This window comes from Adlercreutzia sp. ZJ304 (assembly GCF_011039075.1).
GTDB lineage: Bacteria > Actinomycetota > Coriobacteriia > Coriobacteriales > Eggerthellaceae > Adlercreutzia_A.
In genome coordinates, this window is sequence record NZ_JAAKEG010000004.1 from 109,716 (window position 1) to 124,446 (window position 14,731).

Here is a 14,731-nt window from a genome sequence, read left to right on the forward strand (position 1 = left end):
ATGGCGCGTTCAGTATGTCATGTTGCAACAGATGCGGATTGCGGCAAAAGGATAGATTTGCTTTTGGCTGAACTTGGTTTGTATAAAAGCCGCTCGTCAGCCGCTAAAGCAGTATCGAAAAAATGCGTATTAATTTCCGGAAAACCTGCATTGAAAAGCCATGTAGTATGTGTTGGAGACGTTATAGTATGTGAGCTAGATGAAGAAGTCTCTCAGTTTTCAATTATTGGTGAGCCTATTCCTTTAGATATTCGTTTTGAAGATGACGACATGATTGTGCTAAGCAAACCAGCAGGAATGCTTACGCATCCCTCTGCCGATCACAACACAGCAACACTGGTGAATGCTCTTATCAATCACTGTGGTTCGCAAAATTTGTGTAATGTTCAGGGTGATAATGATAGACCCGGTATAGTGCACAGACTTGATGGAGACACCAGTGGTCTTATGCTGGCAGCGAAAAGCAACGTTGCTGGCGAAGTGTTAATGGAAGCCATACGAACACGTGAAGTTGATAGACGCTATGTTGCGTTGGTGCATGGAATAATTCCACATGATACAGCCATGATAGATGCTCCTATTGCGCGTCATCCCAGTGAACGCACGCAAATGGCAGTAATAGATTCTCCAAAAGCGCGTGATGCTATAACTACTATTAGAGTGTTAGAACGTTTTTCGGGCAACGCGCATGATAACGGTTATACATTGGTGGAATGTAAATTATTCACGGGCAGAACACATCAAATACGCGTACATATGCAATATGCCGGGCATCCTGTAGTGGGCGATCAGACATATACAACAGGTATGCCGCGAGATAGACGTGCCCAGCTTGGTTTGTCTAGGCAATTTTTGCATTCCTGTTGCATAGCGTTCAATCATCCCATTACAGCTAAGAGCATGTCTTTCCGCGATCATATTCCGACCGATTTAATGGATGCTTTGGAAGCGATTCGAGAAAGATCGCTTGGTGTTACCGATGCGGGGCGCGAGCTTGCCGATATTGTGCAATAGGCTATTTAAGACCGGGAAGGCTGCGTTCAGAAGTCGTGCAGCCTTCACTTTGCCTTCACGGTTTCGCTGATGTAATTTAATTGAGTAGGGCTAGCAGTAAAAGGAGATGTACGCAATGAAGATTCTTCTGGGAGTTACAGGTTGTATAGCGGCTTACAAATCTTGCGAAATATTGCGTGCGCTTCAAAAAGCCGGTGCAGATGTGTCGGTTGTTATGACAAAAGCTGCTACTTCGTTTGTAGGAGAGCAGACATTTGCCGCACTTTCGGGGCATTCAGTTGCGCTGAATACATTTGGCAACTTGGACGATGCTATTGTGCATATTAGACTAGCCAAAGAATGTGATGCTTTTTTAATAGCTCCGTGTACAGCCAATATTTTGGCAAAACTTGCGTGTGGTATTGCAGATGATTTACTTACATCGACAGCGCTTGCATGTGTGTCACCTATTATTGTGGCACCAGCTATGAATGTGCATATGTATGAAAACGTGGCAACGCAAGAAAATATTAAAAAGTTAAAGGCACGCGGCTTTTATGTGTTAGATCCTAGTAGCGGTTATCTTGCATGCGGAGATGTAGGGTTGGGAAAGTTGCCCGATCCGCAAGACATTGCCGATGCGACTATTTCCATACTGGAGAAGTCTGTTAAAAATACCAAACTATTGAATGGGCGAAAAGTATTAATAACATCTGGTCCAACTATTGAACCGATAGATTCAGTGCGTTTTATTTCAAATCGTTCCAGTGGCAAAATGGGTGCAGCTTTGGCATTGGCTGCTTTAGAGGCGGGCGCAAATGTTGAGGTTGTTAGCGGACCGGTTTCTGCAGTTTATCCGCGAGAGGCAAAAGTTGTTTCGGTGGAAACTGCACAGCAAATGCTTTATACGACTGAAAACGCATCGCATGATGCAGATATTGTTATTTGTGCAGCTGCTGTGGCAGATTTTAGACCGGCTGAACAAATGGAAGGAAAGTTGAAAAAGGGTATAGATGATGCGGCGCTGTGTGAGTTACGCATGGTGCGCAATCCAGATATACTAAAAACTCTGGCAGAATCTAAAAAAGACAGTCAAGTAATAATAGGTTTTGCTGCTGAAACCAGCAATATTCGCGAAAATGCACTTAGTAAACTTAAATTGAAAAATGCCGATATGATTGTTGCAAATGAAGTGGGTGCAGGCATTGCATTTGGAACCGATAATAACAAAGCTATGTTAGTTACGCGCGCTGGTGTTGAAGAACTAGAGATGATGCCTAAGATAGAACTTGCCCGCCATATAATCAATAAAGCATGCAACTTGTTATCACATTCCTCTTGAAACGATATGATTTTACGCTAGAATAGACAAGCTGCTTTTTCGCAGTAATTTACGGGACGTGGCGCAGTTTGGTAGCGCACTTGACTGGGGGTCAAGGGGTCGCAGGTTCAAATCCTGTCGTCCCGACCATTAAATTTAAAAACCTGAACCGAATTTCCGGTTCAGGTTTTTTAGTGCTATTTGCAAATTACGTATTGAAGAAGAGGGTGTTCTGCCATTCGCGCTTGTTATTACGCCGCTCATATTTGACAGTTTTGATCCAACAAACCCCTCGCCGAACAAATGACTGCTATGTTTCCCGTGAACACTTTCAGCGAAGTCTTAAATAGTAAAGTCGTATAAGGAAAACGTTATTCTATACCTCTGAATAACTGTCGGTCATTCCTAGTTTAGGAAAACAAGAAGGGAACATAGCGGATGCAAATCATCGGTTTTCTGATAATCTTCCCGTTGATAGCTGCTTTGGCGCTTTTGCTTATAAGGCAAAATACAGCGCGCAACGTTATAGTCTATATATCTGGAGCAGCCATAGCGTGCGGATCAATAGTTTTAGCAGCTACATATATGGGCGCACAAGCTGTCTATTTCGAGTTTGCATCTGAGATTGTTGATTATTTATGTACTGCTGTCAGCTGTATATGTGTTGTTATTATTGTGGCATTTGCGGTTAAGTATAAGAATGTCTTTGCTGCAATATTGGCTTTAATACAAATGGTCGTTGTACTGTATGTTGAATTCTCATTTGCAAGCCAGATGGAAGTGGAATTTGGGCTGTATGTAGATTCTCTTTCCGTAATAATGTCTCTCATAATTGGAATAATTGGTTCAGGCATCTGCGTTTACGCGATAGGCTATATGGAAGACTTCCAAGCGCACGAGCCCGAAACAGCCAAAGATCGCAGACCGACTTTCTTTGCAATAATGTTCATATTCCTATCTGCGATGTTTGCGATAGTTCTTTCGAACAACATGTCTTGGATGTTCACCGCTTGGGAAGTAACAACACTTTGCTCATTCTTGCTAATCGGTTATACCAAAACAGAAGAAGCTATACGCAATGCATTTCGCCAGATCATAATGAACCTAGCTGGCGGCATAGGTTTCATTGTGGCTCTCTGGTTTTGCGCCGCACAGGTAGGCACGCTTTCTTTTGCCGATTTCCTATCGATTGGTATAAACAATCCGCAAATTGTAGCTATACCAATTACTTTCTTAGCATTTGCGGGAATAACAAAAGCGGCTCAAATGCCATTTCAAACATGGCTGCTTGGCGCTATGGTGGCACCTACGCCTACAAGCGCACTATTGCATTCTTCCACAATGGTTAAGGCCGGCGTATTTTTGCTTGTGAAGTTAGCTCCGCTGTTCCTTTTAAACCCAATTGCTTCAGTTATGGTAATGCTTGTGGGTGGCGTTACGTTTTTGCTCTGTTCATTTATGGCTATTTCGCAAAGCAATGCCAAGCGTGTGTTGGCGTATTCAACAATTGCCAACTTAGGTCTTATAACAATGTGCGCCGGTGTTGGCACGCCAGAGGCTGTATGGGCGGCTATTTTCTTAATTGTTTTCCATGCAATAGCGAAAAGTTTGCTATTTCTTTGTGTTGGCACGGCAGAACATCACATCGGTAGCCGCGATATTGAAGACATGGATTTGCTCTTTGAGCGCATGCCGCGTCTAGCTCGTTTAATGATGCTTGGCATAATGTGCATGTTTATCGCTCCATTCGGTATGCTGGTAGCAAAGTGGGCAGCATTGGTTTCGTTTGTGAATATGGACCAAGTGGCGCTTATTTTGATTCTAGCTTTCGGTTCAGCTGCAACGTTTATGTTCTGGGCAAAATGGCTTGGAAAGTTGGCTGGAGTTGCTGGGCAACCTAAAAATGTTGAACTAGATGTGCATGTAAGCGAATGGATAGCTATTATGCTTATGGCTATCTTATTAGTTTTCGCATGCGTAGCTTTGCCTGTTATATCTGCATATATGGTTGAACCTTATGTGGTAGAGGTTTACGGCTTCTTAGGACAAGACATTTCATTTGATAATTTGTTCATTGCAAGTATCTGTGTTGTTGTAGTTGTGATTGCTCTGTTTGCTGGTCTTGGGCGCTCAAAGGCACGTCAGGTAGATATTTACTTGGCTGGCGTTAGCAAAGATAACGAAAAGCGCGAATTCCAGAATTCACTTTCTGGGCAAACAGTAGCAACAGCTCGGAATTGGTATATGAACGATATATTCGGAGAAGCGCGCATAGCGCCTGTGGGAGTCATATTCAACAGCGTGATAATGTGTTGCGCCATTGTGCTTGCCCTTGTTGGCATCACGCTTATTTAGGAGGCTTTCATGGAATTCTTTGAAGGACTTATCATAACAATTGCAGCAAGCGTGGTGTTTGCTATTATTGCTCCTGTTGTAGGGTGTTTACTCGCCGGTGTTGATCGCGTAATTTCTGCACGTATGCAGGGTAGAGTTGGACCACCGCTTCTGCAGCCTTACTATGATGTGCGCAAGCTAATGGGTAAAGAAAAGGTGTCTGTTAATACTGTGCAAGGTGCCTATGTTGTGTGCGCTTTTATATTTGCATGTTTAGCGGGTGGAATTTTCTTTTCAGGCGGCAACCTACTAATGTGCGTATTTGTTATTACGCTTTCTAGTCTGTTTTTAATAATGGCTGCATGGTCTAGCAGGTCGCCATATTCTGAGGTTGGAGCATCGCGCGAAACTTTACAAGTCATGTCGTATGAGCCGATGGTGCTTATATTTGCCGTTGCGTTTTATATGGCTACAGCTTTAATTTTGCCGCTAGATGGTTTGGGGTCTTTCAATGTATCTTCAGCATTCATGCTGAATGTTCCGGTTATAACTTATGTATGGCCGGTATTCATTGGATTGTTATTTATATTGACAATTAAACTGCGTAAATCTCCGTTCGATTTATCAATGTCGCACCATGCTCATCAAGAAATTGTTCGGGGCATTACTACCGAAATGAGCGGTCCTACGTTGGCTTTAGTTGAAATACTTCACTGGTGTGAAAATGTGCTTTTCCTCGGATGGGTTGGTGTATTTTTCATCTGGGGTACGTGGTGGTCTGTTCTAATTGCTATAGCAGTTGCTTTAGTGGTTTATTTCATTGAAATATTAATTGACAATAATTTCGCTCGTGTGAAGTGGCAGTTTATGCTGAAATCGGCATGGGTGGTTGCACTTATAGGTGGCGTAAATATTGCTGTTCTGGCATACATGTAAGGAGCTCTACTGTGGGATATGCTTCAAAATCGCCATGGGTTATTCATTATGACGGATCAAGCTGTAATGGCTGTGATATAGAGGTACTGGCGACCCTCTGCCCCGGGTTTGATGGTGAGCGCTTTGGCGTTATAAACACAGGAAACCCGAAACATGCCGATATATTCCTTGTTACCGGGTCGGTAAACGAGCAAAACATAAGTGTTGTTCGTGAGATATACGACCAGATGATAGAGCCAAAAGTGGTAGTGGCTTGCGGAATCTGTGCCTGCACAGGAGGCATTTTCAAAGACTGCTACAACGTAATTGGCGGTGTGGATCAGGCAATTCCTGTAGATGTTTATGCTCCCGGATGCGCTGTTCGCCCCGAAACGCTTATAGATGCAATCGTTAAAGGCGTAGCCGTTTTGGATGAAAAAGCTGCCAGTCTTAAAGCAACCGAGAAGGCGAGGTAGGGCAGATGGAATTCAAGCAGAGTTTTGAAGAACTTGCTGCGCAGGATGTGCATGCAGAGGCGCAACGCCGTAAAGATAGCGGCTGGCGCTATGTTCAAATATTAGCTGTGAATTTAGATAACGGAGTCGATGTAATCTATTCGTACATGCTAGATGGCAATTTGCAAAATCTTGTTGTTAAGGATATGCCTCGCGATGGGCAACTTGAATCTATTGGCGATATTTTTCTAGAGTCTTTTGTTTGCGAAAACGAAATACACGATTTGTTCGGTATATCGTTTACGGGTATGCCGATAGATTTTCATGGAAAATTTTATAGATTATCTTGCGATAAGCCGATGACGATAATTTCTCCCGAGCAGCTTGCGCGTCGCGAAAAAGAAGCAAAGGCAAAAGCTGTGGCAGCTGCCAAGAAAGAGAAAGACGCTCAAAACGCATCCGATGCTGACATGGAGGCGAAACTAGCCGCTATGGATCCTGAAAAGGCTGCAAAAGTTCGTGCTGCTATGGAAGCAAAGCGTGCCAAAGCTGCGCAAAAGGAGGCTGAATAATGGGAAAGGCAACCGTTATACCTTTTGGTCCTCAGCACCCAGTGCTACCAGAGCCGCTACATTTAGATCTTGTAGTAGAAGATGAAACCGTTGTTGATTGTATTCCTCAAATTGGTTTTGTTCACCGTGGGCTTGAAAAGCTAGTTGAGACACGCGATTACAATCAATTCATTTATGTAGCAGAGCGTATATGCGGTATATGCGCTATGGGTCATTCGCTTGGATATGCCGAAACTGTAGAAAGCCTAATGAATGTAGAAGTGCCTAAACGGGCACAATATTTACGTGTAATTTGGCATGAACTTTCTAGGATACATTCTCATTTGCTTTGGTTGGGTTTAGCAGCTGATGCATTTGGCTTTGAAAGTATGTTTATGCATTGTTGGCGACTTCGCGAACGTGTTTTAGATATATTTGAAAAGACGACAGGCGGACGCGTAATATTGTCTGTAGTGTCGGTTGGGGGCGTTGTCCGCGACATGGACTCTGCCACGCTTCAGTGGATCTGTGAAGTGCTAGACGGAATAAAAGATGAGTACAGCAAAATTATGAAAACTCTTCTAACTGATTATTCAATCAAGAATAGAACAGTTGGAGTTGGCTTTATTTCCAAGGAAGAGGCTGTAAATCTTAGTATTGTTGGTCCATTTGCGCGCGCTTCAAACGTTAACTATGATGCGCGTTTGTTTGGCAGAGGCGCCTATGGCGATTTGTCCGATTTCCAGCCAATCTTAGATGCGCAGGGAGATTGCTATGCGCGCGTTAAGGTGCGTTGTTTAGAGGTACTTCAGTCTATCGACATCATAAAAGAGCTAAGTGCAAAAATTCCTGAGGGCGATATTGCGGTTAAAGTAAAAGGCAATCCGGAAGCGGGTGCGCAGGCATCAAATGTTTTAGAGCAGCCCCGTGGCGAATGCTATTACTATGCTAGAGGAAATGGCTCGAAATATCTTGAACGTATGAGGATGAGAACGCCAACATCTCAGAATTTAGCCGGCATGACCGTTGCTCTTAAAGGGTGCGATTTGGCAGACGTTAACATGATAATACTGACAATCGATCCATGTATTAGCTGCACGGAAAGGTAGAGTGTCGTGGGAAGTTTCAAATTAGGTGGTATGACTTTCGGATCATTATTCAAAAAGCCCGAAACTCTGCTTTATCCAGTTCAGACAAAAGAGCCTTACGCTTGTCAGAAGGGTCATGTCCTCAACAATGTTGAGGAATGCATATTGTGTGGCATGTGTCAGCGCGTATGCCCCTGTAATTGCATTGTGGTTGACAAGAAAATACGACGTTGGGTAATTGATCCATTTTCTTGCGTGCAATGCGGAAGCTGTGTTCGGGCGTGTCCTACGAAATGTTTAAGCATGCAACCACAGTGTACGCCTGCTGGGGATGCGAAATATAGCATTGACTTAGATGTTCCCGACAAAAAGGCTGCTAAACAGGAACAAGCATAATGTATTCAGTGTGATGTTTGGCAAGATAAAATCGCTTATCTTCAATATTCTTCTTTTAGCTGCTAGAATGACCTGAATTGGCTCATATCAGATTGTTTAAGCTACGAATTGGGGTATGAAAACAAGAATGGTCGAACAGGGCGTTGTCGCAACGGAGGAACAGGTAAGTAATAAGATTTTTACTGTACCTAATGTAATCTCGTTTGCGAGACTATGTCTTGTGCCGGTTTACTTTTTTGTACTTTTTGCTGGATACAATATTGCAGCTACTATTATTTTTGCTTTTGCAGCTGCTACCGATTTTGTAGATGGGCAAGTTGCAAGGCGCACTCACTCTGTTTCGAAATTGGGCAAGTTATTAGATCCTGCTGTTGACACTATTCTTATGATAAGCGGTGTAGTGGGTGCTTTTGCTATAGGAAATTTACCCCTATGGATTATGGTTCTCATTTTTGCCAGAGAACTATTTCTGCTCATTGGCGGTTCTGTGTTATTGTCAAAATTTGGTATAAGTGTTGCAGTTATTTATCCGGGTAAATTTGCTACAACATTTTTATTCTTCGGACTAGCTGGATTGCTGCTAAATACGCCTCTTGTTCCGGGGCTAGGTCTATTTAGCGTTTCATGGCTTCCGGGATTTGGCATTGAACCTGTTTCTTGGGGAATATGGTGTGTCTACATTGGGCTTGCATTGCAAATTGGGGTCACAGTTTATTACTGTATTGTGGCGTGGAAGAAATTGAACAATGCGCTTCATGCAGATAATGTAAAGGCAAGTTGATTCTTGTGGATGATAGATATCGTCGTACAAGACAGCAAAATCGCACAACAAGAACTAGCGCTTCGCGTCAAAGTGTAAGTCGAAATACTAGTCGTCCTGCAGCTTCATCTTCATCGCGAACTAGAAATTCGGCATCAACACGGATGCGGGCAAGTCAATCAACCGCACGCCAATCTGGTGCTATGCCGCGTTCATCTTATGAATCACCTAGAAGATCTACTTCATCTTCTAGATATGGTTCGCATTATTCTTCAACGTCTTCTTATAGATCGCAATCATCTGCACCTAGACATTTAACATCTACCACTAAAAGAAAGCATGCCGCTAATACCAAAAAATCTGGTTCAAACAGGACAGGAAATATATTTTCTGCGCTATGGAAAAAAAGTCGCATAGCGTGTATTGCAGTTATTCTTGTTCTGATTGGAGTTGTTGGTTTTGGAGTAGATAGCATCGTTTCAGCTGGACATATTAGACATGGCGTTCAAATAGGCGAAGTTGATGTCTCTGGAATGACGACACAAGAGGCGCAAGATACTGTCAATGCAAAATACGCTGACAATCTGCAGGCAACCACCGTATTTATCTTTGATAGTGAGGAAACAGAGCAATCAGCCAATATTGATGAACTCTTACTAGAAGAGGAAGCATTAGCTGAGCAAATATCGCTTGAAGATTCTAAGTCTTCAAAGCAAATGTGGAGAGCAAATGCTGAATCGCTAGGGGCTAGCGTCCCAACAGATGAACTTGTCCAACAAGCGCTAAATGTTGGACGCAGTTTCAACATAATAGATAGACTATCGGCTGCCATATTCGGGTGGGACATTCCCGTATACTTAAATTTCAGCGACGAAAATTTAAGAAAACTGGTTGAAGATATTGATTCTTCATTAGGTCAGATCAGGGTTGATTGGAATATAGAAGTAGAAGACGGTGTGGCAAAAACCACTCCGGGCAATGACGGAAATATGATAAACGAAGCGGAATTTCGCGAAGAAATTACCGAAAAGTTTTTAGCTGATGCTGCCGAGCGTCAAACTATGGTTGCAAAACTCGTTTTTACCCCTATGCGAATTGATGAGCAGGCTGCTCAAAGCACCTGCGACGCTGTAAATTCCGCTATAAAAGATGGTGCTACGTTTGCATATGATGGCAATACGTTAGAAACATCGGCGGATATGATGGGCGATTGGGTTTCTACCGATGTAGTAGCGCGTGGCGATGCTTATTTCCTTTCGCCATATTTCAACTTAGATGATGCATCGAAATCCATAGCTTCTTCACTAACAGAGGGAGAAACCGGAAACGATATAGCCGTAAGTTTTCAGGTATCAGGCGACAGCGTAAGTGTTATTCCTGATGCACCTGTTGTTATACCGTCGGTAGACAGCGCGGTAAAAACTCTTGACAGCAACCTATTTGGAGCGTTTCGTGAAAATGGTGCATACGAACAACGCGGCACTAGATTTGATATTCCTATAGATACAGCTATTGTTGAAGGACCGTTTACATTTGATGAAGCATATGCCAATGGGGTTATCACGCGTATATCGCTTTATACAACAAGCTATACGAATACGAAATCTACGCAGAATCGTAACTCGAATATTCGTCTGGCAGCAGACTATCTGCAAAACTCTGTCATAGGGCGAAATGGTGGCACTTGGTCTTTTTCGGCGTTGGTAGGGGAATGTACTCCGGAAAAAGGCTATAAAGATGCGAACAACATTGTAAACGGCGAAATAGTTGCTGCGCCCGGTGGAGGGGTCTGTCAGGTATCAACAACGGTATTCAATGCTGTATACGAATCTGGTTTTCCGGTAAATGAGCGCCATAATCACTCGCTTAGAATGAACAGTTATCCCGATGGTCGCGATGCTGCCATAGCGTATCCGGTGAAAGACCTAAGATGGACAAACGATTCAGGTTCTGATGTATTGCTTCGAACCAGCTATACAGATACTACTGTATCTGTTGCGCTTTATGGGGTTTCTCCGGGTTATTCTGTAAAGTCGTATACCGCCGATTGGGTGGAGGGTGAAAAGTTCAAAACCAAAGTGAAGGTTGATGATACTAAACCAGAAGGCTATAAGAAAACAGAAACTATGGGCACTAATGGCGTAAGCATATACGTAACACGTACAGTAACCGATGAAAATGGGAACGTAGTGCGCAAAGACCGCTTTGATTCCGTATACTCACCAGTGAACAAGGTTATAGTGACTGGTCCAAATACCCCAGTCGATCTTGATCAAGAGTCACAAACTAGCACGTAGTATTTAGGAGGACATGCATGGGCGAGTATTTTCAACCCGAAATTGAGACTATGCCGCGCGAAAAATTGCGCGAGCAGCAACTTGAAAATCTGAGATGGAGCGTGCGTCATGCGTATGACAATGTTGACCTTTACAGGCAGCGCTTCGACGATGCAGGTGTTTCTCCTGATGATATTCAAACTCTTGAAGATATTCAGAAGTTTCCTTTTGTAGTGAAGCAAGACATGCGTGATGCGTATCCATTCGGTATGTTTGCGCTAGAAAATAAAGATATTGCACGCATCCATGCATCTTCTGGAACAACTGGGCAGGCAACAGTAGTGGGTCACTCAAGACGCGACTTAGACAATTGGGGAAATTGCTTTGCTCGCGGTATTGCTATGGTTGGCGGCTCCGAGAAGTCTACTATACAAGTGTCGTATGGATATGGCTTATTTACAGGCGGTCTTGGAGCACATGATGGTGGCGAGGCTATGGGTTGTACAGTTATCCCCACTTCTTCTGGCAACACAAAACGTCAAGTTCAGATGATGCGCGACTGCGAAACCGACATTTTGGCGTGCACTCCGTCGTATGCACTCTTAATAGCCGATACGGCAATAGAGATGGGCTACAATCCTGCCACTGAATTTAAGATTTCGGGTGGCATATTTGGTGCGGAGCCTTGCTCTGAGAACATGCGTCAAGAAATATCTGACAAGCTTGGTATTCAATATTGCGACGTGTACGGCTTATCCGAAATAATGGGACCGGGCGTGGCAATGGAATGCAAAGAGCGCGGAGGTCTGCATATTGCAGAAGACCAGTTCTATTGCGAAATTGTAGATCCTGATACCGGTGAAGTTCTTCCCGATGGTGAATGGGGAGAGCTGGTTATAACCACACTTACACGCGAATGCAGCCCCATGATTCGCTACAGAACACGCGATGTTACTCGCATTATTAGCGAACCGTGTGCTTGTGGTCGCACGCATCGCAAAATTGATCGCTTGCGTGGTCGCACTGACGATATGCTTATTATTCGTGGTGTGAATGTATTCCCAAGCCAGATCGAGCAAGTTATAACTGCGTTCCCTGAAATTGCTACGCAGTATCAGATTATTCTTACAAACAAAGGACCACTTGACTCTATAGAGCTTCAGGTGGAAACTGAACCTGATTTCCAAATAGACGAAGTGCGTAAGCTAGAAGATTTGAAAGCAAGATTGCAAGCTGAACTTAAGAGTAATTTGCAAGTGAACGTGAATGTAAAAATCGTTGAGCCTAAGACTATTGAGCGATCAATGGGGAAGGCGAAGCGAGTTATCGACCTTAGAGGTCAGGAGGCGTAGATGGTATCTCAGTTAAGCATTTTCCTTCAGAACGAGAAGGGGCATTTATCGAAAGCTGTTTCAACCATTGCTGATGCCAATATCAATATGCATGCTCTATATTTGGCTGACACTCAAGATTTTGGCGTAGCGCGCGTTTTTTGTGACACACCAGATGTAGCCGCCAAACTTCTAACAGATGCAGGTTTTAAGGCTTCGGTAACTCCTGTAGTAGCCGTTCGGATTCCTAACGAACCGGGTGGATTGGCGCGTCTTTTGCGCTTCTGTGATGACTCTGATATGAATATTGAATACGCCTATTGTTTCGCTGTTAAAGATGAAAGTGCAATAGATGTACTCAAGATAAACGGCGAAGATGTTGAACAGAAATTAAGAGACGCGAATTTTGACATCGTGGAGCATGGCGAGATATATGCCATCTAAAATAAGCTCTGTCGTTCATAAATCCTGTACAGAATGCGTGCGCTCTATAGCGTGCGCATTCATGCTATGTTTCGCCCTTATATTTTCTATATCTATACCTACAACTGAAGCTTTAGCGGAAGTAAAAAGTAGCGATTGGATTTGCAGTTCATCAGTTGCTGAAAGATCGTTAAGCGCATCTCTATGCCCTTCAATTGAAGCTGAACATGCGATATTAGTTGACCCAGATGGTAAGGTTTTATTTGCGCGAGGCGCTTATGATCGCGCCAACATTGCTTCTATTACTAAGGTTATGACCGCAATTGTTGCGCTAGATATTGCTCCACTAGATACAAAAGTAACGGTTACGCAAGATGCGGGTAGTGTTGGAGAATCTAGCGCTAGGCTTCTTGTAGGAGATGTGCTTAGTTTAGAGAATGCCCTTAAAGCACTAATGATTCCATCGGGAAACGATGCGGCTTTGGCTATATCTGAAAGCCTTGGCAAAAGCATCTTGGGAGCTAAGAGCGATGAAGATGGCAATGCGGCATTTGTAAAGAAAATGAACGAAATGGCTCAAAGCATAGGGTGCACAGATACCGTTTTTGAAAACCCACACGGGCTTGATTTTGATAAATATGCAGGCGATCTTCATTCTACTGCTGCCGATGTGGCGAAAATGGTTGCTTACGCTATGCAAAATGAACTATTCCGTTCGATAGTAGATATGAGTTCGGCGCAAATTCCTGTTGAAAGAGGTGGCGCTACCACAACTGTAGAAGTTCTAACCACCGACTTACTGCTTGGTAATTACGAGGGCGCATGTGGTGTCAAAACGGGATATACAGAACTTGCGGGTGCTTGTTTTGCAGGAGCGTGCAATAGGGGAGATGGATACATTTATGCAATAGTGTTAAATTCACCTTCCGAATCGCAGCGCTTTACCGATACAACTACTCTTTTCAACTGGTATTACAAGTATAAAACCGACTATAAATTGGCTAACAGCGAAGAGATTGTAAGTGCCAATATAGGAAGTGCGACTGAAGTTCCCGTAGTTGCAAAAGTTGCTCTTTCTGGATGGCTAGACAAAACAGTAAACGCTACATTTGCAAACCCCGATGCTACGGTTCGCATTTTTGAATTAAAAGGTAACGTCAGTCAAAGTTTTGAGTTTTTTGATGTTGGCGGTTCGGTTGAAGTAGGCGAAGTTATAGGAAAAGCCTATTTTTGGCAACATAACGAACTAATAGCCGAACAAGACATTGTTTCTTGTGAAAAAGTTGAACCTCCGGGTGTTTTAGATACGCTGCACATAGGTTGGGAGAGATTTTTAAGTTTATTCACCGGGGCAAGTACAAGTGCCAAGTCGATTATCCTTAACGATACTCCGATAATTCTTTAAAAGGTTTAGACTGTTATAAATACTTTTACCGCTTGATAGGAATTTATAATGAGCGACAAATGCCCGGTTTGCCAATCGCAAATTACCCCGAGGGATAACACTTGCCGTGTATGCGGATTTAACCTTATTGGTAAAACCAGCCGCTTTCAGCCGGTGCCCTCTCAGCCGCTTGAAGCCAACAATAATGAACGCACCGGGCGAGCATCTCTGCGTACTATTCGCGGATTGCAAGTAGGTGTGTCGTATACACTTTCTCAAAGTCTTACATCTATTGGTCGAGATCCGAAATGCACTATATTCTTGAATGATATGACTGTTTCGCGTGCACATGCCACCATAACTCGTGAAGATGATTGCTATGTTATACGCGACAATGGATCATTTAACGGCGTGTGGGTTAACAATATGAATGTTGAAGCAAAAACACTGCAAGATGGCGATGTGATACAAATCGGGTCATTCGCTTTTGTTTTTGAAAATTAG

14 protein-coding genes and 1 tRNA gene are annotated in these 14,731 nt (G+C 43.4%); all 15 read left to right on the forward strand.

Annotation, left to right across the window (positions count from 1 at the left end):
- The 15 genes from G7Y46_RS02725 to G7Y46_RS02795 all read left to right on the forward strand — a co-directional run bounded on the left by G7Y46_RS02725 (position 1) and on the right by G7Y46_RS02795 (position 14,731).
- Positions 1 to 1,014: an RluA family pseudouridine synthase gene (locus G7Y46_RS02725; RefSeq protein ID WP_165060116.1), complete on the forward strand. Its 1,014-nt coding sequence runs from the start codon at positions 1 to 3 to the stop codon at positions 1,012 to 1,014.
- A 115-nt stretch (positions 1,015 to 1,129) separates the two neighbouring features.
- Positions 1,130 to 2,335 carry a bifunctional phosphopantothenoylcysteine decarboxylase/phosphopantothenate--cysteine ligase CoaBC gene (coaBC, locus tag G7Y46_RS02730; protein WP_241157022.1) on the forward strand — a complete coding sequence of 402 codons (1,206 nt, stop codon included), beginning with the start codon at positions 1,130 to 1,132 and terminating at the stop codon, positions 2,333 to 2,335.
- Positions 2,336 to 2,387: 52 nt separating this feature from the next.
- Positions 2,388 to 2,464, forward strand: a tRNA-Pro gene (locus G7Y46_RS02735).
- A 288-nt stretch (positions 2,465 to 2,752) separates the two neighbouring features.
- Complete coding sequence (locus G7Y46_RS02740) at positions 2,753 to 4,669, forward strand: NADH-quinone oxidoreductase subunit L (RefSeq protein WP_165252282.1); 1,917 nt, start codon at positions 2,753 to 2,755, stop codon at positions 4,667 to 4,669.
- A 9-nt stretch (positions 4,670 to 4,678) separates the two neighbouring features.
- Positions 4,679 to 5,584 (forward strand): complex I subunit 1 family protein, encoded by a 906-nt coding sequence (locus tag G7Y46_RS02745; RefSeq protein ID WP_165252284.1) that lies wholly within the window; start codon positions 4,679 to 4,681, stop codon positions 5,582 to 5,584.
- A gap of 11 nt (positions 5,585 to 5,595) precedes the next feature.
- On the forward strand, positions 5,596 to 6,039 hold the full coding sequence (gene nuoB / locus G7Y46_RS02750) for an NADH-quinone oxidoreductase subunit NuoB (RefSeq protein ID WP_165060124.1): 444 nt from the start codon (positions 5,596 to 5,598) through the stop codon (positions 6,037 to 6,039).
- 5 nt (positions 6,040 to 6,044) lie between these two features.
- Positions 6,045 to 6,590, forward strand: coding sequence for an NADH-quinone oxidoreductase subunit C (locus G7Y46_RS02755; protein ID WP_165060127.1), 546 nt, complete (start codon positions 6,045 to 6,047; stop codon positions 6,588 to 6,590).
- Positions 6,590 to 7,678 (forward strand): nickel-dependent hydrogenase large subunit, encoded by a 1,089-nt coding sequence (locus tag G7Y46_RS02760; protein ID WP_165060129.1) that lies wholly within the window; start codon positions 6,590 to 6,592, stop codon positions 7,676 to 7,678. The genes G7Y46_RS02755 and G7Y46_RS02760 overlap by 1 nt, the downstream gene beginning before the upstream one ends.
- A 6-nt stretch (positions 7,679 to 7,684) precedes the next feature.
- Positions 7,685 to 8,053 (forward strand): 4Fe-4S binding protein, encoded by a 369-nt coding sequence (locus tag G7Y46_RS02765; protein ID WP_165060131.1) that lies wholly within the window; start codon positions 7,685 to 7,687, stop codon positions 8,051 to 8,053.
- Positions 8,054 to 8,168: 115 nt separating this feature from the next.
- The gene (locus tag G7Y46_RS02770) at positions 8,169 to 8,834 is read left to right on the forward strand and encodes a CDP-alcohol phosphatidyltransferase family protein (RefSeq protein ID WP_241155932.1); all 666 of its coding nucleotides are present in this window, start codon (positions 8,169 to 8,171) and stop codon (positions 8,832 to 8,834) included.
- Between the two features lie 5 nt (positions 8,835 to 8,839).
- Entirely contained in the window at positions 8,840 to 11,110 is a 2,271-nt protein-coding gene (locus G7Y46_RS02775; protein ID WP_165252286.1) for a VanW family protein, read from the forward strand.
- Positions 11,111 to 11,127: 17 nt separating this feature from the next.
- Entirely contained in the window at positions 11,128 to 12,441 is a 1,314-nt protein-coding gene (locus tag G7Y46_RS02780) for a phenylacetate--CoA ligase (RefSeq protein WP_165060135.1), read from the forward strand.
- Positions 12,442 to 12,864 (forward strand): amino acid-binding protein, encoded by a 423-nt coding sequence (locus G7Y46_RS02785; RefSeq protein ID WP_165060137.1) that lies wholly within the window; start codon positions 12,442 to 12,444, stop codon positions 12,862 to 12,864. It begins immediately after the preceding gene.
- Positions 12,854 to 14,248, forward strand: a complete 1,395-nt coding sequence (locus G7Y46_RS02790; protein WP_165060140.1) for a D-alanyl-D-alanine carboxypeptidase — start codon at positions 12,854 to 12,856, stop codon at positions 14,246 to 14,248. Before G7Y46_RS02785 ends, G7Y46_RS02790 begins: the two co-directional genes overlap by 11 nt.
- Before the next feature lie 48 nt (positions 14,249 to 14,296).
- Positions 14,297 to 14,731, forward strand: coding sequence for an FHA domain-containing protein (locus G7Y46_RS02795; protein WP_165060143.1), 435 nt, complete (start codon positions 14,297 to 14,299; stop codon positions 14,729 to 14,731).